This is a genomic window from Bacillus sp. CH140a_4T, assembly GCF_008923725.1.
GTDB lineage: Bacteria > Bacillota > Bacilli > Bacillales > Bacillaceae_G > Bacillus_A.
The window spans coordinates 563,364-580,343 of record NZ_WBPF01000013.1 but is presented as its reverse complement, the minus strand read 5'-3'; the positions used below and the strand labels follow the sequence as shown (position 1 = coordinate 580,343).

At 36.5% G+C, this 16,980-nt stretch carries 16 protein-coding genes and 1 pseudogene; 15 read left to right on the top strand and 2 right to left on the bottom strand.

The features are described 5' to 3' along the window. Position 1 precedes the first annotated feature (1 nt). The 14 genes and pseudogenes from F8162_RS11770 to F8162_RS11705 all read left to right on the top strand — a co-directional run bounded on the left by F8162_RS11770 (position 2) and on the right by F8162_RS11705 (position 13,609). Positions 2-2,146 (top strand): annotated as a pseudogene (locus F8162_RS11770) (HD family phosphohydrolase). Next, positions 2,143-2,613 (top strand): rRNA maturation RNase YbeY, encoded by a 471-nt coding sequence (gene ybeY / locus F8162_RS11765; RefSeq protein ID WP_000054689.1) that lies wholly within the window; start codon positions 2,143-2,145, stop codon positions 2,611-2,613. Before F8162_RS11770 ends, ybeY begins: the two are co-directional and overlap by 4 nt. Further along, the gene (locus F8162_RS11760) at positions 2,610-2,963 is read left to right on the top strand and encodes a diacylglycerol kinase family protein (RefSeq protein ID WP_151633701.1); all 354 of its coding nucleotides are present in this window, start codon (positions 2,610-2,612) and stop codon (positions 2,961-2,963) included. Before ybeY ends, F8162_RS11760 begins: the two co-directional genes overlap by 4 nt. Positions 2,964-3,062: 99 nt before the next feature. Continuing rightward, positions 3,063-3,461: a cytidine deaminase gene (locus F8162_RS11755; protein ID WP_001086294.1), complete on the top strand. Its 399-nt coding sequence runs from the start codon at positions 3,063-3,065 to the stop codon at positions 3,459-3,461. Then, entirely contained in the window at positions 3,454-4,359 is a 906-nt protein-coding gene (gene era, locus F8162_RS11750; RefSeq protein WP_151633703.1) for a GTPase Era, read from the top strand. The genes F8162_RS11755 and era overlap by 8 nt, the downstream gene beginning before the upstream one ends. 176 nt (positions 4,360-4,535) lie before the next feature. After that, positions 4,536-4,679, top strand: a complete 144-nt coding sequence (locus F8162_RS11745; RefSeq protein ID WP_000883924.1) for a YqzL family protein — start codon at positions 4,536-4,538, stop codon at positions 4,677-4,679. 33 nt (positions 4,680-4,712) lie between these two features. Continuing rightward, positions 4,713-5,459, top strand: coding sequence for a DNA repair protein RecO (gene recO, locus F8162_RS11740; RefSeq protein ID WP_151633705.1), 747 nt, complete (start codon positions 4,713-4,715; stop codon positions 5,457-5,459). Positions 5,460-5,566: 107 nt separating this feature from the next. Beyond that, complete coding sequence (locus F8162_RS11735) at positions 5,567-6,199, top strand: helix-turn-helix transcriptional regulator (protein ID WP_000583755.1); 633 nt, start codon at positions 5,567-5,569, stop codon at positions 6,197-6,199. A 29-nt stretch (positions 6,200-6,228) separates the two neighbouring features. Continuing rightward, positions 6,229-7,041: a pyruvate, water dikinase regulatory protein gene (locus tag F8162_RS11730; protein WP_151633707.1), complete on the top strand. Its 813-nt coding sequence runs from the start codon at positions 6,229-6,231 to the stop codon at positions 7,039-7,041. 851 nt (positions 7,042-7,892) lie between these two features. Beyond that, positions 7,893-9,689 carry a DNA primase gene (gene dnaG / locus F8162_RS11725; protein WP_151633709.1) on the top strand — a complete coding sequence of 599 codons (1,797 nt, stop codon included), beginning with the start codon at positions 7,893-7,895 and terminating at the stop codon, positions 9,687-9,689. A 59-nt stretch (positions 9,690-9,748) separates the two neighbouring features. Next, the gene (gene rpoD / locus F8162_RS11720; protein WP_000764061.1) at positions 9,749-10,876 is read left to right on the top strand and encodes an RNA polymerase sigma factor RpoD; all 1,128 of its coding nucleotides are present in this window, start codon (positions 9,749-9,751) and stop codon (positions 10,874-10,876) included. Positions 10,877-11,261: 385 nt separating this feature from the next. Continuing rightward, positions 11,262-11,618 (top strand): cytochrome c550, encoded by a 357-nt coding sequence (gene cccA, locus F8162_RS11715; protein WP_151633711.1) that lies wholly within the window; start codon positions 11,262-11,264, stop codon positions 11,616-11,618. A 165-nt stretch (positions 11,619-11,783) separates the two neighbouring features. Beyond that, positions 11,784-12,491, top strand: a complete 708-nt coding sequence (locus F8162_RS11710; protein WP_151633713.1) for a tRNA (adenine(22)-N(1))-methyltransferase — start codon at positions 11,784-11,786, stop codon at positions 12,489-12,491. After that, positions 12,488-13,609: a Nif3-like dinuclear metal center hexameric protein gene (locus F8162_RS11705; protein WP_151633715.1), complete on the top strand. Its 1,122-nt coding sequence runs from the start codon at positions 12,488-12,490 to the stop codon at positions 13,607-13,609. The genes F8162_RS11710 and F8162_RS11705 overlap by 4 nt, the downstream gene beginning before the upstream one ends. A 40-nt stretch (positions 13,610-13,649) precedes the next feature. Here the strand turns inward: F8162_RS11705 and F8162_RS11700 are convergent, their stop codons facing one another. Then, positions 13,650-14,600 (bottom strand): 4-hydroxy-3-methylbut-2-enyl diphosphate reductase, encoded by a 951-nt coding sequence (locus F8162_RS11700; RefSeq protein ID WP_151633717.1) that lies wholly within the window; start codon positions 14,598-14,600, stop codon positions 13,650-13,652. Between the two features lie 89 nt (positions 14,601-14,689). Then, the gene (vrrA, locus tag F8162_RS11695; protein WP_151633719.1) at positions 14,690-15,418 is read right to left on the bottom strand and encodes a VrrA/YqfQ family protein; all 729 of its coding nucleotides are present in this window, start codon (positions 15,416-15,418) and stop codon (positions 14,690-14,692) included. Positions 15,419-15,598: 180 nt separating this feature from the next. Between vrrA and F8162_RS11690 the strand changes: the two genes are divergently transcribed. Then, complete coding sequence (locus F8162_RS11690; RefSeq protein WP_151633721.1) at positions 15,599-16,909, top strand: DEAD/DEAH box helicase; 1,311 nt, start codon at positions 15,599-15,601, stop codon at positions 16,907-16,909. Positions 16,910-16,980: the final 71 nt, after the last annotated feature.

The window sequence follows — 16,980 nt, the reverse complement described above, 5'->3', positions numbered from 1 at the left end:
CATGTTAAGATCTGAAGAAATTTCTAAGTGGTTTCGTAATTTACAACATTCGAAAAAACTAAGTTGGATTTCTTACGTTTTATTAGGAGCGGTGCTGTTTTTTGCACTTATGAATAATGTAAAACCAGAGCAATTAGATGTTGATATGTATTCTATTGCGAAAAAAACAATTCATTCTCCTATTAAAATTGAAGATAAGGTTATAACGGATAGAAAAAAACAAGAGGCCGCTCAAAAAGTTGGGGATCAATATACATATAGAAGTGAATATAAACAAAATAGAGTAGATATTGTAAATGATGTTTTTGCTAAGGTAAATGAAGTAATTCAAGAGATGAAAGCTGCTGGACCTGAAGAGCAAAAAAAGATGACCGATGCAAATAAATTAGAAAAGTTGAAGAAGAAGTTGCCATCTAATTTAACAAAGGAACTATCTGATGAGAATTTATTATACTTTATTAATGCAGAACCGGATCAATTATAATTAGCAAAGAACGCGGCTTTAACGTCTGTTAGTGTTATTATGGGTGGAAATATTAAAATGTCCGAAGAAATAGCAGCAAAAGAGCGATTTGTTAATGAAATGAAAAGCCTCAATGTGAATAGCGGATTGAAGGAAGCTGTGAATGCGCTAGGATCATATGCGATTACAGCAAATTATTTTTATGATCCGGTTGTAACGAAAGAGAAGAAGAAAGCGGAAGAAGATTTAGTTCCACCTGTTTATATTCTTCAAGGACAAGTTATTGTTAGAGAAGGTGAAACAATTTCAAGTGATATGTATAATCAGTTGAAATTAGTCGGTTTATTAGAGAAAGGTAATAGTTTTCAGCCTTATGTTGGATTAGCAGTGCTTATTGGTGTGTTACTGTACTTTATGCATAAGCAATTTGAAGTGTTTTTACAGCGAAAAAGAGAAGATAGACCGTATATTTTGGCGTATATTACAATTTTGTCTATCACGATTGTTTTAATGAAAACGATTAGTTTGTTTCAAAAGCTTGAATATGCAGGAATTGCGTATGTTGTCCCAGTTGCGATGGGAACAATACTTGTAAAACTAATGATTGGCGATCGGTTTGTATTTTTAACAAGTATGATTTTTTCTGTGTGCGGAAGTATTATGTTTAATGAAGGGGTAACAAGTACACTGAATTATAGTGTAGGTATTTATGTGTTATTAAGTTCATTATCAGTAAGCATTTTCTTACGGGAAAAAAATCGTCGTACGATGATTTTGCAAGCTGGTATACTCGTTTCTATCTTAAATGTAGTCGTCTTAGCCGCGTTATTATTATTACGTAATGGGAATTTTTCACCTCTTGAAATTGGAACGCAATTATTGATGGCTTCCGTTTCAGGAATTATCTCATCCGTTTTGGCTATGGGGATATTACCATATTTAGAGAGTGGACTTGGAATTGTATCAAGCATGAAGCTTATGGAACTATCAAGTCCGAATCATCCGCTTTTGCGTAGAATTCTGTTAGAAGCGCCAGGAACGTATCACCACAGTGTAATGGTAGCGAATCTTTCTGAGGCGGCTTGTGAAGCGGTTGGAGCAAATGGTGTATTAGCACGTGTAGGGGCGTATTATCATGATGTAGGAAAAACAGTACAACCGCAATTCTTTATTGAAAACCAGATGGGAATTGAAAATCCACATGATAAATTAGACCCTGTGACGAGTAAAGATATTATCATTGCTCATGTAACAGATGGGGTCAGAATGCTCGAAGAATACCATATTCCGCAAGAAATTATCGATATTGCTGGACAACACCATGGTACAACATTACTTAAATATTTTTATTATAAGGCGATTAAAGAAGATAAAGAAAAATATACAGAAGAGATGTTCCGTTACCCGGGATCAAAAGCAACTTCTAAAGAGTCGGCAATTGTTGGTATTGCTGATAGTGTTGAGGCGGCGGTACGTTCTATGAATCACCCAACGCCAGATCAAATTAATAATTTAGTACAAAGTATTATTAAAGATCGTCTGCAAGATGGGCAATTTAGTGAATGTGATTTGACGTTTAAGGAACTACAAATCGTTGGAAAAACGTTATGTGAAACGTTAAATGGTATTTTCCATTCGCGTATTACATATCCGGAACCACCGGAAGAGAAGGAGAAAGAATGAGTTTATTAATTGATTTCATTGATGAAACAGAAGAAGTGAAAGAAGAATATGTGAATTTAATTCGTGAGATATTAGAAAAAGCAGCTCAAATGGAAAAAATAGAGGATGGTGCGGAGTTATCAGTGACATTTGTAGATAACGAACGCATTCGCGAGATTAATCGTGATTACCGAGATAAGGATCAGCCTACTGATGTCATTTCCTTTGCTATGGAAGAAATGGGAGAGGGAGAAATGGAAATTGTAGGTGCAGAGATGCCTCGTATGTTAGGTGACCTTATTATTTCTATTCCGAGAGCGAAAGAACAAGCTGAAGAGTATGGACATTCTTTTGATCGTGAACTTGGCTTTTTAGCGTTACATGGCTTTTTACATTTACTTGGTTATGACCACATGACAGAAGAGGATGAAAAAGAAATGTTTGGAAGACAAAAAGAAATTTTAGAGGCATTTGGATTAGGTCGATGAAAAAAGGAAAACTTATAAATAGTTTTGGATATGCTATAGCAGGTATATTCTTTTGTCTTCGTCATGAACGAAATATGAAAATTCATTATTTAGCCGCAGTCATTGTTATATGCTGCGGCCTTTATTTCCAAATTATGAAAGTAGAGTGGATGGTATTACTTATTGTAATAGGAATCGTAATGAGTTTAGAGATGGTAAATACGGCTGTGGAAAAAACAGTAGATTTAGCGACTACCGATATACATCCATTTGCGAAAATTGCAAAGGATGTCGCAGCCGGAGCGGTTTTATTGTTTGCGATAATAGCCGTTATAATTGGTGCTATTATCTTTTTGCCGTATATGGTATAGTTGCATTCCAAAGCTTTTATTAAGCTTTGAAAGTGCCGTAAAGGCCTTTAATAAGAGAGTGTATCTATTCACAGCTGTGGACAGGAAGGATGCGGGAATATGAATAGTAAACAATTAATTCAAGAAGCAATCGAAGCGCGTAAACAAGCGTACGTACCATATTCTAAATTTCAAGTAGGTGCAGCATTATTAACACAGGATGGAAAAGTGTATCGTGGATGTAATGTTGAAAATGCATCATATGGCTTATGTAACTGTGCAGAAAGAACAGCTTTATTTAAGGCGGTTTCTGAAGGAGATAAAGAGTTTGTAGCAATCGCGATTGTGGCGGATACAAAGCGTCCAGTACCTCCTTGTGGAGCATGTCGACAAGTTATGGTAGAATTATGTAAACAGGATACGAAAGTATACCTATCAAATTTACATGGTGACGTTCAAGAGACGACAGTCGGAGAATTGTTACCAGGAGCATTTTTAGCGGAGGATTTACATGAATAAAAAAGGTTATAAATCAGGTTTTGTCTCTATTATTGGCAGACCGAATGTTGGGAAATCTACATTTTTAAATCGTATTATCGGCCAGAAAATTGCCATTATGAGTGACAAGCCACAAACAACTCGTAATAAAATTCAAGGCGTATATACAGAAAATGATTCACAAGTAATTTTCATTGATACACCAGGAATACATAAACCTAAACATAAATTAGGCGACTTCATGGTGAAGATGGCTCAAACGACATTAAAAGAAGTTGATATTGTTCTGTTTATGGTCAATGCAGTTGAAGGATTTGGTCGTGGTGAGGAATTCATTATTGAGAAATTAAAAGAAACGAAACAACCAGTATTTTTAGTAATTAATAAAATTGACCAACTTCATCCAGAGCAATTATTAGAGTTAATTGATCAATACCGTAAACTATATGAGTTTGCAGAGATTGTACCAATTTCTGCATTAGACGGCAATAATGTGGATGCTTTAATTGGAACAATTAAAAAGTATTTACCAGAAGGACCGCAATACTACCCAGATAATCAAGTAACGGATCATCCAGAGCGATTTATTATTTCAGAGCTTATTCGTGAAAAAGTATTACATTTAACACGTGAAGAAGTGCCGCACTCTGTAGCAGTTGTTATTGATGCAATTCAAAAACGTGAGGGCGGAGCGGTTTATATAAACGCAACGATTGTTGTTGAACGTGCATCACAAAAAGGAATTATTATAGGTAAGCAAGGAAAGATGTTAAAAGAAGTCGGTAAGCGAGCTCGTTTTGACATTGAAGCATTACTTGGTTCTAAAGTATTTTTAGAAGTATGGGTAAAAGTGCAAAAAGATTGGCGTAATAAAATGTCTCAGCTTCGTGACCTTGGTTTCCGCGAAGACGAGTACTAAAATAGAGTAAAGCTGTAATCAGCGGATGTTTTGTTCATCCGCTGATTATTGGTTTTTATGAGTTTTGATAAATTAGGAAAAATTTTTCTCACATGAAAATGGACAAAATGGGTCAATTTAATAACAACAAAGGAAATTGGTTTATAGGCTACGCTTATTGAGAAAGGTGGATTCTTATGCTAGATTTTACCTGGAAGTTTTTCTCCAAAACAGGAAGCATTGAAACGTACTTGCTTTTGAAAGAAATGGAAAAAGACGTAAACGATGAGATGGATCAACATGAAGAGGAGCTAGCGCATCTAGACTCTCCAATTTCTTGACCCGTTTTGTTCAAACCTTGGATGGTGACGAACATGTTTCAAAAAGTTGAGGGCATCGTTATCCGTACGACAGATTACGGAGAAACGAACAAGATTGTTACCATATTCTCAAGAGAATTGGGTAAGGTAAGTGCAATGGCAAGAGGAGCGAAAAAACCGAAAAGCCGGTTAGCATCTGTTTCGCAACTTATGACCCATGGTAATTTTCTTATCCAAATGGGATCTGGACTTGGAACTTTGCAACAAGGCGAGATTATTTCAACTATGAAAGAAATTCGCGAGGATATATTTTTAACTGCTTATGCATCATTTATTGTTGAGTTAACTGATAAAGCAACAGAAGATAAAAAACATAATCCATATTTATTTGAAATGTTATATCAAACGTTGCATTATATGTGTGAGGGTGTTGATTCAGAAGTATTATCATTAATTTATCAAACGAAAATGCTTCCGGTATTAGGGATGCGCCCGTACTTTGATACATGTGCGATTTGTCATCAAGAAACAGATTTTGTCGCCTTCTCTGTCCGGGAAGGCGGTTTTCTGTGCGCACGTCATGCTGAGCAAGACCAGTATCGTATACCAGTGGGGGAAGCTGTTCATAAATTATTACGTCTTTTCTACCACTTCGATTTACATAGGCTTGGCAATGTATCAGTGAAGGATAGCACAAAAAAACAAATGCGTTTAGTATTGAATACATATTATGATGAATATTGCGGGATTTATTTGAAATCAAGACGTTTCTTAGAACAACTTGATAAGTTTCAAATATAATTTGGGGCCGTATACGGTCCTTTTTACATCCTATCTTTTTCAAATAGCATATTTAGTATATAATATTTAAGAGATAGTATAACTTTTTTCGTTGTGCATTGAAGGTGGTGATTATCATAGAGCTGAATAAACGGCAAGAACATATCATTCAGATTGTAAAAGATCACGGTCCTATTACAGGGGAGTCAATTGCTGCGCAATTAGGATTAACACGTGCAACGCTAAGACCAGACTTAGCAATTTTAACGATGGCTGGTTATTTAGAAGCGCGTCCACGCGTAGGTTATTTTTATACGGGTAAAACTGGGGGGCAGCTATTATCTGAAGCTGTTAAGAAAATTAAAGTACAAGATTATCAATCTAGACCAGCTGTAATTGATAAAAATGTATCAGTATACGATGCGATTTGTACTATGTTTTTAGAGGATGTAGGTACATTATTCGTTGTAGATCAATCGACTCTATTAGTTGGCGTTGTATCTCGTAAAGATTTATTACGAGCTAGCCTAGGAAAGCAGGATTTAACCTCTCTTCCGGTTAATATTATCATGACAAGGATGCCAAACATTGCGATGTGTCGTAGAGAAGATTCTTTATATGATATTGCGATGGAATTAATAGAAAGACAGATTGATGCGATGCCAGTTGTAAAAGATACGAAACAAGGTTTAGAAGTGATTGGACGAATTACAAAAACAAATATTACACGCGCGTTTGTAAACTTAGTAAATAACGAATAAGTGTAATTTGTTTAAAGTGAGGTAATGTAATGGATAATAAAATCGTATATGTCGTATCTGACTCTGTTGGAGAAACGGCTGATTTGGTTGTTCGAGCAGCGATGGGGCAATTCCCATTTGCTCCTGATATTAGACGTGTACCGTATGTAGAAGATACAGGGACATTAAAAGAAGTAATTTCAATTGCTAAGAGCAATCAAGCGCTTATTTGTTTTACGTTAGTAAAGCCTGACATGCGTCAGTATTTAGTGACAGAGGCTGCGAAAGAAGGAGTAGAGGCATATGATATTATCGGGCCTCTTATCGATCAAATTGAAGAAATTACAGGGCAAGTACCAAGATATGAGCCGGGTGTTGTTCGTAGATTAGATGAAGAATACTTTAAAAAGATTGAAGCGATTGAGTTTGCTGTAAAGTATGATGATGGTAGAGACGCACGTGGTATTTTAAAAGCAGATATCGTGTTGATTGGGATTTCGCGCACATCAAAAACACCACTTTCTCAATATTTAGCTCATAACAAACGTTTGAAAGTTGCCAATGTACCGCTCGTACCAGAAGTAGATCCGCCTGAAGAATTATATCAAGTGGCTAAAGAAAAATGCTTCGGTTTGAAAATTACGCCAGATAAGTTGAATCATATTCGAAAAGAGCGATTGAAATCACTTGGATTAAGTGACGGTGCAACATATGCCAATATTAATCGTATTAAAGAAGAAATTGATCACTTTGAGAATGTAGTTAGTAAAATAAATTGTCAAGTAATTGATGTATCGAATAAAGCGATTGAAGAAACAGCCAACATTATTGTGAATGCAGTGCAAAACCAAAAATTGTTTTAGCACATTTACCAAAGGTGAATGTGCTTTTTTCGCTCGTGAGAAATACTATGCCTATTGATTTCGTAATAGATTATAGCGGAGTGGTTATACTTATATTCTTCTCTCTTTTTATTATGTTAAAGGCAGGGTTTCGTTATCCTGAAATAGAAGATGAAAAAATAAAGGGATATGTAGCGTAGTTGAAGAAAATATATTATAATAAAAAATTGTGATAAAAACCTATATTTTACGTTTAGACTTTAATTTTTCAGAATAAACTAGGGATAGGATTTACGAAAAGACATGTAATTACGTTAAATCGACAAAATCTATACAAGAAAACGCATATTATGGAAGGATTCGCAGAAGGGATGTAGAATACAGAAATATGCAAAACATCAATATCGTATTAGTTGATGCAGATGCATATCCTGTGAATGCTGAAAATTGTGCAAGTTGGAACGAAAGTTCATGTCGAAATTTTGTTTGTCACATCGTATGCTCATCGTTTAAGGAAGTAGCAAGGAAAATTGGATCTATGTAGATACTGAATAAGCTAAAGTTGATTTTTTATATGTATCAACATGCAAAAAACAGATCTCGTGATCACATAGGATATGGTGCTTGCTAGTCTTCTTGTAAAAAAATTGTATATGTATTGTCTCTAGGAGGTACATTTGTAACAGATGGGCAAATGGATACAATTTTATATAGTAGGTACGTATCTGTGAAATTACGCAGAAAAGGGCCTGCAAAATCGTTTGATAACGTGATCGACAACAATTTCTAATAAGTTTAGAAAAAATATTGTCGAATTATAAAGGAATTTTTAAATTTTTATCGAATACAAAATACGACACGGAGATGGATTTATGGGGAACAGAATTCCCGAAGAAGTTGTTGAACAGATTCGGACATCATCGGATATTGTAGAAGTGATTGGTGAATACGTTCAACTTAGAAAACAGGGGCGTAACTATTTCGGCCTTTGTCCATTTCATGGTGAGAATTCTCCTTCATTCTCTGTTTCATCTGATAAGCAAATTTTTCATTGCTTCGGATGTGGAGAAGGTGGAAATGTATTTTCCTTTCTAATGAAAATGGAAGGATTGGCTTTTACCGAGGCTGTTCAAAAGCTAGGTGAAAGAAATGGAATTGCGGTTGCAGAGTATACATCAGGGCAAGGACAACAAGAAGACATATCTGATGACACTGTCATCATGCAACAGGCTCATGAACTTTTGAAAAAGTATTATCATCATTTATTAGTAAATACAGAAGAAGGAAATGAAGCACTTTCGTATTTGTTAAAACGTGGTATTACGAAAGAGATGATTGAGAAGTTTGAAATTGGTTATGCGTCACCTGCTTGGGATGCAGCAACGAAAATTTTACAAAAAAGAGGTTTGTCGCTGTCTAGTATGGAACAAGCTGGTCTTCTCATAAGAAGCGAGAAGGATGGTAGTCATTATGATCGCTTCCGTGGAAGGGTTATGTTTCCAATCTATACGTTACAAGGTAAAGTGATAGCGTTTAGTGGAAGGGCGTTAGGAGATGACACTCCGAAATATTTAAATAGCCCTGAAACACCGATTTTTCATAAAAGTAAATTGTTGTATAACTTCCACCAAGCGAGGCCGTTTATTAGAAAACGTGGGCAAGTGGTCCTTTTTGAAGGGTATGCCGACGTACTAGCTGCGGTAAAAAGTGGTGTGGAAGAAGCGGTTGCGACAATGGGAACAGCTCTAACTGAAGAACAAGCAAAACTTCTGCGACGTAACGTTGAAACTGTTGTTCTTTGCTATGATGGTGATAAAGCAGGGCGAGAAGCAACGATGAAAGCAGGGCAATTATTACTAAAAGTTGGTTGCCAAGTGAAAGTTACATCCTTGCCAGATAAGCTTGATCCTGATGAATATGTGCAACAATATGGGACAACTGCTTTTGAAAATCTTGTGAAATCAAGTATAAGTTTTGTTGGTTTTAAAATAAATTATTTGCGTTTAGGGAAAAATTTGCAAGATGAGTCTGGCAAAGAAGAATATGTGAAAAGTGTTTTAAAAGAGTTATCGTTGTTACAGGATGCGATGCAGGCAGAATCATATTTGAAGTCATTATCGCAAGAATTTTCGTATTCAATGGAAACTCTTTTGAATCAATTGCACCAATATCGCAAAGAACAAAAGGTACAGCAAAAACAAGTAAAACAGGTTTCTAAGCCATCTCAAATTGTCCAAACAAAACCGAAGTTAACAGGTTTTGAAAGGGCAGAAAGAGAAATTATTTACCATATGTTGCAAAGTCCAGAAGTGGCTGTTCGTATGGAATCCCACATAGAAGATTTTCATACAGAAGAACATAAAGGGATTTTATATGAACTATACGCATATTATGAAAAGGGAAATGAACCTTCAGTCGGAACATTTTTAAGTTGGCTCTCTGATGAAAAGTTGAAAAATATTATCACTGATATTTCGACGGATGAATTTATTAATCCAGAATACACCGAAGAAGTGTTACAAGGCCATTTGGAGACGCTCAGACGTCATCAAGAAAAACTTGAAAAGATGGAAATCATCTTTAAGGTAAAACAAATGGAAAAAACAGATCCTGTAGAGGCTGCTAAATATTATGTAGCATATTTACAAAATCAAAAAGCGAGAAAATAGCTTTTTTGATAAATTTTTAGTATAATGAATGTTTGTATCTCGCGTAAGGAGGGGAACAGATGGCTGACAAACCAGCTCGTTCTAAACAAATTGAAACTGAAATGACCCTTGAGCAAGTGAAAGAACAACTCACTGAGCTCGGAAAAAAACGTGGCGTTCTTACATATGAAGAGATTGCAGAACGCATGAATGGATTTGAAATTGAATCCGATCAAATGGATGAATACTATGAATATTTAGGTGAACAAGGGATTGACTTAGTTGGTGACAATGACAATGACGAAGGTCCTAATAATCGCCAAATTACAAAAGCGGAAGAAGAATTCGACCTTAATGATTTAAGTGTACCACCTGGGGTTAAAATCAATGATCCTGTTCGTATGTATTTAAAAGAAATTGGTCGTGTAGATTTACTGTCTGCAGAAGAAGAAATTCGACTTGCAACGCGTATTGAAGAAGGCGATGAAGAAGCGAAACGTCGTCTTGCAGAAGCAAACTTACGTCTTGTAGTAAGTATTGCAAAGCGCTACGTGGGCCGTGGTATGCTTTTCTTAGACTTAATCCAAGAAGGGAATATGGGTCTAATTAAAGCGGTTGAAAAGTTCGATTATCGTAAAGGTTTCAAATTTAGTACGTATGCAACTTGGTGGATTCGCCAAGCGATTACACGTGCAATTGCAGACCAAGCAAGAACAATTCGTATCCCAGTTCATATGGTTGAAACGATTAATAAGTTAATTCGTGTACAACGTCAATTACTACAAGATTTAGGACGCGAACCATCTCCTGAAGAGATTGGTGAAGAAATGGATCTTGCTCCAGAAAAAGTACGCGAAATCTTAAAAATTGCACAGGAGCCAGTTTCTCTTGAAACACCGATTGGTGAAGAAGATGACTCCCATTTAGGTGATTTTATTGAAGACCAAGAAGCAACATCGCCTGCGGACCATGCAGCGTATGAATTGCTAAAAGAACAATTAGAAGATGTGTTAGATACACTAACAGATCGTGAAGAAAATGTTCTACGTCTTCGTTTTGGTTTAGATGATGGACGAACTCGTACGCTTGAAGAAGTTGGGAAAGTATTCGGCGTAACGAGAGAACGTATCCGTCAAATTGAAGCAAAAGCACTTCGTAAATTAAGACATCCAAGCCGTAGTAAGCGTCTTAAGGATTTCTTAGAATAGGTTCTTTTTAAGTTTACTTCACCTTTGTGAAGTAAACTTTTTTATTTTGTTAATTTTTGTTAAACTTTAGCTATCGGCAACGATTACAATTTCTTGTAATTTATTTTACAGAATTGTCTTTTGATTTGCAAATGCTCATTTTTCGATTTTTCGATTAATTTTGTTTATTATATACAAAAATATATGTAGAATAGTGAAAAATATGATGAGAAACGTTAATAATTATCGAAATAATAAGCGATATAACAATAAAAAACAATAAACTGAATTTATGGAATATTTTTAACGATTAGTAGTTTACTCTTTTCTGATAGAGCGTTTTCAAGTACAATGGAAATGACTGAATCATCTAACTATTTAGGGGTATAGAGGGGGGAGAAGAGATATGAAACGTAATCCGCTGATTCCGTTCGCTCTTATTGCAGCATTAGGTATTATCGTTATGTTTGTATTTTCATTTCAGGGGCTAAATAAATCTAAAGAGTTAGCTGATGCCAAAAATGGCGGGAAGCCAGCGCAAACAGCATCAAAACCAGAGGATATTGTGAAGCAAAGCTGTACGAGCTGCCACGGTGATCAGTTACAAGGAGCAGTAGGACCTAATTTACAAAAAATTGGTGGGAAACTTTCGAAAGAAGAGATTCAAGAAGTTATTTCGAAAGGAAAAGGAAATATGCCACCTAATTTAGTTCCAGCTGATCAAGCCGCTAAAGTAGCTGATTGGTTAGCGAAGAAAAAATAAGGTTTCGTATGACAAGCCTTTTGCTTATGCAAAGGGCTTGTTTTTCTATATTTTCTAAAATACGATGAGTGATAGAGAAGTGAATTGTTGTTATAGGCTTGCAACAACTACTATAAATTCATTATCATGGAGACAGACTGACAAGAGAAGGAGTAATGGAAATACATGAATGAAGTAAAGCTTTCAAAACGATTAGAAGAAGTTGTGCGTGAAATACCAGTAGGATCTACAGTTGCTGATATTGGATCGGATCATGCGTATTTACCGTGTTATACAATTATAAATAATATTGCTACAAAAGCAGTTGCAGGAGAGGTTGTAGATGGACCATTTCGCTCTGCTCAAGCAACTGTAGCTGAAAGTGGCTTACAAGATAAAGTAGATGTGCGTAAAGGGAATGGATTAGCAGTTATAGCGCCAGGAGAAGTAGATGTAATTACGGTTGCCGGAATGGGCGGAGCGTTAATTCGTGACATTTTAGAAAGTGGTAAAGAGAAATTAGAAGGTGTAACACGTTTAATTTTACAGCCGAATATTGCAGCGCATCATATTCGTGAATGGTTTATTGAGAATGGATGGGAGCTTATCCATGAAAAAATCGTAAAAGAAGATGGGAAAATTTACGAGATTTTAGTAGGAGAGCGAGGAAACATCGCATTGCCTTATTCCGAAAATAAACAAGCTGAATTATTTATGGGACCATTTTTAACAAAAGAAAAAAGTGATGCTTTCGTTGAAAAATGGGAAGGAGAACTAAAAAACTTCCAAAATATTTTAAAGCAGTTAGAACGTGCGGCTGATTCTGAAGAAACAAAAACGAAGCGAGCGGAAGTAGAAGCGAAAATGAAAATGATAGAGGAGGTTTTATCATGAGTAAAATTCCAAATGGCCATGAAATTATTTCTTTATTTGAAAGTATGTATCCGAAGCATTTGGCGATGGAAGGGGATAAGATTGGCCTGCAGATTGGCGCGCTGAATAAACCCGTGCAGCACGTATTAATTGCGTTAGATGTAACGGAGGAAGTTGTAGATGAAGCAATTCAATTAGGAGCGAATGTCATTATTGCGCATCACCCTTTAATTTTTAACCCGCTAAAAGCGATTCATACAGATAAGGCATATGGGAAAATTATTGAAACGTGTATTAAAAATGATATTGCAATCTATGCAGCGCATACAAATGTGGATGTTGCTAAGGGCGGGGTAAATGATTTACTTGCTGAGGCGTTAGGATTGCAAAATACAGAAGTTTTGGCACCGACATATGCAGAAGAAATGAAAAAAGTTGTTGTGTTTGTGCCAGTAACTCATGCAGAAGAAGTACGGAAGGCATTGGGAGACGCAGGTGCTGGTCATATCGGCAATTATAGCCACTGTACGTTTAGTAGCGAGGGTGCAGGCACGTTTGTACCTCAAGAGGGAACAAATCCTTATATCGGGGAAACTGGACGGTTAGAACGTGTAGAAGAAGTGCGAATCGAAACGATTATTCCAGCTTCACTACAGCGAAAAGTGATTAAAGCAATGGTAACGGCACATCCATATGAAGAAGTAGCATATGATGTGTATCCACTTGATAACAAAGGCGAAACATTAGGGCTTGGAAAAATAGGATATTTACAAGAAGAAATGACACTTGGACAGTTTGCGGAACATGTAAAGCAATCATTAGATGTGAAGGGTGCACGAGTTGTTGGGAAATTAGATGATAAAGTGCGTAAAGTAGCTGTACTTGGTGGCGATGGTAACAAATACATCAATCAAGCTAAATTTAAAGGAGCGGATGTATATGTAACAGGTGACATGTATTATCATGTTGCTCATGATGCGATGATGCTCGGTTTAAATATAGTTGATCCAGGACATAATGTTGAAAAGGTAATGAAGCAAGGTGTACAAAAGCAATTACAAGAAGAAGTAGATGCAAAGAAACTGAATGTACACATTCATGCTTCGCAGTTACATACAGATCCATTTACATTTGTATAAGACAAATAAAAACCGTTGCTCACATAGGCAACGGTTTTTATTATTGTTCTTTTTTCACTTTTACACGAGGTAATATTTTTTGTAACGGTACTTTTCGAATTCTTTCCCATGTAGCGGGATTCATTGGGTCATATTGATCTAAGAAAGCGATAACTTCTTTCGTAATTGGCGTTGGAGTAGAAGCACCTGCTGTAACAGCTACGTTTTCTACACCTTGTAGCCACTCTAATTTGATTTCACTTACATCTGCAACGCGATATGCTTTCGTACCAGCGATTTCTTGTGATACTTGTGCTAAACGGTTTGAGTTGTTACTTTTCGGATCACCGACGACAATTGTTAAGTCTGCAACATCAGCTTGCTTAGCAACAGCTTCTTGGCGAACTTGAGTTGCTAAACAAATTTCCTTATGGAATTCTGCTGTTGGGAATTTCTTCTGAATGTCCTCCATTAAATGCTGAACATCCCATTGGCTCATCGTCGTTTGGTTTGTAACTAAAATTTTATCTGTTGGAATTTCTAATGTTTTTAAATCATCAGCTTTTTCAATAAGATGAACGATATCAGGTGCAATACCAACTGCGCCTTCTGGTTCTGGATGATTTTTTTTGCCAATATAAATGACATGGTAACCTTCAGCTTTCTTTGCTTCAATAAGGTCGTGTGTTTTTGTAACATCTGGACAAGTGGCATCGATTGTCGTTAAACCTTTTTCTTTTGCACGTTGTTTAACTTCTGGAGAAACACCGTGTGCAGTGAAAATAACAGTACCAGAATCGATTTTATCTAAAATTTCTAATCGACTTGGACCGTCTAATGTAATGATGCCATCTTCTTCGAATGCATCTGTTACATGTTTGTTGTGAACAATCATACCTAAAATATAAATAGGTCTTGGTAATGATGTATCTAATGCGGCGTTACGTGCAATAACCATCGCGTCCACAACACCGTAGCAATAACCACGAGGGGAAATTTTAACAATTTTCATATGAGTAATCCTCTCCTTCTAAACAAGGGATACTTTTGTGCATAGTCTTTTACATTATAAAGGAGGAGTGGATAGAAAACAAAGGATTGTTACACATATAGTTTTGGTTTTGTTGCTATTTTTTGAACAGGCTCCTCTCGTACTTCTTTTTCTATGACTGGCTCAATCACTATTTTTTTTCTTTTTCTTTTTTTTTGTGGAGGAGGCGGAGTTGCTACCACAACCTTTTCTGTTATGTCTTCAGCTGGATTTTCAGTTGGATCTTCGTCCGTACTTTTTCCAGAGGTGAGGATTTTAACAATGTTGGGTAGGTTACGCATAATAGGACCGTACTGTTCGACGACAGGGCTTACAGATTGAACGACTTGGGATACTTTTTCAATATTGTTTATCATATTAGTTGGATTCGAAATTAAATTCGCAAAAAAACTGCCGATGCCACTACTTGATGTTGCTGTAGTTGTTGCACCGCCGCGTGTTTCATTTGATTCATACATTTGAGGGGGAATCATTTGCTCTGGATGCTGCTGCATGTATGGTTGATATTGCTCTGAGTATTGCTGCGGGTATTGTTGTTGGTAGTGCTGTTGATATTGGGGCGGCGGTTGCTGGTGCATCATTGGTGGCGGCCCTTCCATTTGTCGATAAGGCGGAACCATTTGCATGAAAGGCTCGGTTGGATCGTGTTTTTTAAAGAGCTTAGCAAGGAAGCCTTTCTTTTTTTGTGCCACCGGTGGTAGTTGTGGAATTGGATATGGTGTATAAGGTTGCTGTCCTTGATTCGGATACATTTGCCTTATATGGGGTTTTGGAAACATGTGAGAAATCCTCCTTTCTTCAGTTAGGTATATACACATACAATATGCAATAAGAGGGAAGAAGGTTAGTTTTTGAAATAAAAACCTAAACTAAAGATGGATTTTACTTGTAGATTTCGATATAATGTAGACTTGACTGATTTGTGCGCGCAGTAGAAATTTAGAAAGAAGGTGTAACTTATGACACAACAAACTTTTACACAGTATGATTTTAAACCATTTTTAATAGATGCAGTTCGTGAACTACGCTTTACAGAGCCGACAGGAATTCAAAAGAAAATTTTCCCGGTCGTGAAAAAAGGCGTAAGTGTAATTGGACAATCCCAAACAGGTTCTGGGAAAACACATGCATACTTACTTCCTACATTGAACAGAATTAATCCGGGTCGTGAAGAAGTACAACTTGTTATTACAGCACCTACTCGTGAGTTAGCACAACAAATTTACGAAGAAATCGTGAAATTAACAAAGTTTTGTGCGGAAGATCAAATGATTACAGCACGTTGTTTAATTGGTGGAACTGATAAACAACGATCAATTGAAAAGTTGAAAAAACAACCTCATATTGTAGTTGGAACACCAGGACGTATTAAAGATTTAGTAGAAGCGCAAGCCCTATTTGTTCATAAAGCAAATACGATTATTGTCGATGAAGCAGACTTAATGCTTGATATGGGATTCATTCATGATGTAGACAAAATTGCATCACGCATGCCTAAAAACTTGCAAATGCTAGTTTTCTCTGCAACGATTCCTCAAAAACTAAAACCGTTTCTGAAGAAATATATGGAGAATCCAGAGCATATTCATATCAATCCAAAACAAGTTGCGGCTGGGAATATTGAGCATTATTTAGTACCTTCTAAACATCGTAACAAAATCGATTTAGTGAACAAAATGTTGCTACAATTTAAACCGTATTTAGCAGTTGTTTTCACGAATACGAAGAAGATGGCGGATCAGGTTGCTGACGGATTAATGGAACGTGGCTTAAAAGTTGGACGAATTCACGGAGATTTATCACCGCGTGATCGTAAAAAAATGATGAAACAAATTCGTGATCTTGAATTCCAATATATTGTTGCAACTGATTTAGCAGCACGTGGTATTGATATAGAAGGAATTAGTCATGTTATTAACTACGAACTTCCATCAGACCTAGATTTCTTCGTTCACCGCGTTGGAAGAACAGCACGTGCAGGGCATTCAGGTATTGCAGTGACGATTTATGACCCAGCAAACGAAGAAGCGTTAGATAGTTTAGAAAAACAACGTCATATTGAGTTCAAGCATGTAGAGTTACGCGGAGATGAGTGGGCAGATTTAGGTGAACGTCGTCGTCGTAAGAGCCGTAAGAAACCAAATGATGAACTTGACGTTATGGCAACAAAAGTTATTAAAAAGCCGAAAAAAGTAAAACCAAACTATAAACGTAAACTTGCAACAGAACGTGACAAAGTAAAGAAAAAATACAGCAATAAAAAAAGATAAGGGGAGCCCCTTATCTTTTTTTATCCCGCTTTAATGGGCAGTAAGACCCCCACCTCAAAATTCAGCGAAAG

Coding starts and splice junctions, on each gene's coding strand:
- ybeY (WP_000054689.1), top strand. CDS start 2,143: ATGAGTTTATTAATTGATTTCATTGATGAAACAGAAGAAGTGAAAGAA.
- F8162_RS11760 (WP_151633701.1), top strand. CDS start 2,610: ATGAAAAAAGGAAAACTTATAAATAGTTTTGGATATGCTATAGCAGGT.
- F8162_RS11755 (WP_001086294.1), top strand. CDS start 3,063: ATGAATAGTAAACAATTAATTCAAGAAGCAATCGAAGCGCGTAAACAA.
- era (WP_151633703.1), top strand. CDS start 3,454: ATGAATAAAAAAGGTTATAAATCAGGTTTTGTCTCTATTATTGGCAGA.
- F8162_RS11745 (WP_000883924.1), top strand. CDS start 4,536: ATGCTAGATTTTACCTGGAAGTTTTTCTCCAAAACAGGAAGCATTGAA.
- recO (WP_151633705.1), top strand. CDS start 4,713: ATGTTTCAAAAAGTTGAGGGCATCGTTATCCGTACGACAGATTACGGA.
- F8162_RS11730 (WP_151633707.1), top strand. CDS start 6,229: ATGGATAATAAAATCGTATATGTCGTATCTGACTCTGTTGGAGAAACG.
- dnaG (WP_151633709.1), top strand. CDS start 7,893: ATGGGGAACAGAATTCCCGAAGAAGTTGTTGAACAGATTCGGACATCA.
- rpoD (WP_000764061.1), top strand. CDS start 9,749: ATGGCTGACAAACCAGCTCGTTCTAAACAAATTGAAACTGAAATGACC.
- cccA (WP_151633711.1), top strand. CDS start 11,262: ATGAAACGTAATCCGCTGATTCCGTTCGCTCTTATTGCAGCATTAGGT.
- F8162_RS11710 (WP_151633713.1), top strand. CDS start 11,784: ATGAATGAAGTAAAGCTTTCAAAACGATTAGAAGAAGTTGTGCGTGAA.
- F8162_RS11705 (WP_151633715.1), top strand. CDS start 12,488: ATGAGTAAAATTCCAAATGGCCATGAAATTATTTCTTTATTTGAAAGT.
- F8162_RS11700 (WP_151633717.1), bottom strand. CDS start 14,600: ATGAAAATTGTTAAAATTTCCCCTCGTGGTTATTGCTACGGTGTTGTG.
- vrrA (WP_151633719.1), bottom strand. CDS start 15,418: ATGTTTCCAAAACCCCATATAAGGCAAATGTATCCGAATCAAGGACAG.
- F8162_RS11690 (WP_151633721.1), top strand. CDS start 15,599: ATGACACAACAAACTTTTACACAGTATGATTTTAAACCATTTTTAATA.